Annotated in this window: 1 protein-coding gene; it reads right to left on the reverse strand. The window is 44.5% G+C overall.

Features of this window, described 5'->3' with window-relative positions; genetic code table 11:
* On the reverse strand, positions 1-1274 hold a 1274-nt coding region (locus RU86_RS11755; RefSeq protein ID WP_096815452.1), incomplete at both ends, for a heavy metal translocating P-type ATPase.

Here is a 1274-nt window from a genome sequence, read left to right on the forward strand (position 1 = left end):
TCACTGGCTACAGTTGCACCACTTGCACCCAGTGCAATCCCAACATCTGAAAGCGCAAGCGCTGGTGCATCATTGATCCCATCACCAACCATGACCATCGGCCGATTTGCCTCTGGTAGAGCCTTCAAAATCTCGATTTTCTCACTCGGCATTAACTGTGCGTGGACTTCTGTTATGCCCAGCTCATCTGCTACTGTTTCAGCCGTTTTGAGGTTATCGCCAGTCAGCATCATGATGTGTGAAACAGCTAATCCTTTTAGGTTTTCAATCACGTCTTTAGATTCAGCACGCGCTTTATCTTCAAATAAAATCCGACCGATAAAGACATCATTCTCACTCATATTGACCGCTGTACCACTTATTTTCTCGTCTTTGGTATTGGCAAAATTGGCACGGCCAATGCGATATGCTTTGCCATTAATCACACCACTTAAGCCTAGACCTGTTTCTTCTGTCAAGTCGGAAACAGCAAGACGCGAGATGCCTTTACTTTCTGCTAGTTTGACTAGTGATTTAGCTAAGATATGATTACTTGCTATTTCTAAAGAATAAGCAAGTTGGAGCAAGTCATCTTCTGATAGCGTTTCGCTTTCTGGACGAATACACTTAACTTGTAAGATACCAGTCGTAAGCGTTCCTGTTTTATCAAAGGCGACAGTCTGAGCTAAAGATAATTTTTCAATCGTTGTCCCATTCTTAACGAGCAACCCATGGCGAGAGCTACGGCTCATGCCACCTACAAAAGCGATCGGAGCTGCAAGAATCAATGGACACGGACTTGCAACAACCAGTACCTCAGCAAAACGCGTCATATCACCAGATACGATCCAGGCACCACCCGCGATCAATAAGGCGATGATGGTAAATGGTACCGCATATCGATCGGCCAGTCTGACAAATTCAGCGGGTGTTGCTTCACTTTCCTTAACCAACTGGACGATCTTCTGATATTGACTGTCTGATGCTAGCTGAGTTACTGTGACTAATACTGCTGTTTCACCATTAATACTACCAGATAAAACAGCTTCTCCTGTTTGTTTAGCTACTGGCTCTGACTCGCCTGTCAAAGACGCTTCATTAAACCAGCTAGCCCCCTCTAAAATATCACCATCAATCGGGACAAGTTCACTTGGTTTAACAAGCACAACGTCACCAATCTTCATCTCTTCAATCGGCGTATCTTGATAGTGGTCGGCTACTTGCTTATGGGCAATCGTTGGAGAATTTTCTAGTAACTTATGCAGCTCTCGACTTGCACGGTTAGCTGCATAATC

The organism is Pseudolactococcus piscium, from assembly GCF_002441695.1.
Taxonomy (GTDB): domain Bacteria; phylum Bacillota; class Bacilli; order Lactobacillales; family Streptococcaceae; genus Pseudolactococcus; species Pseudolactococcus piscium.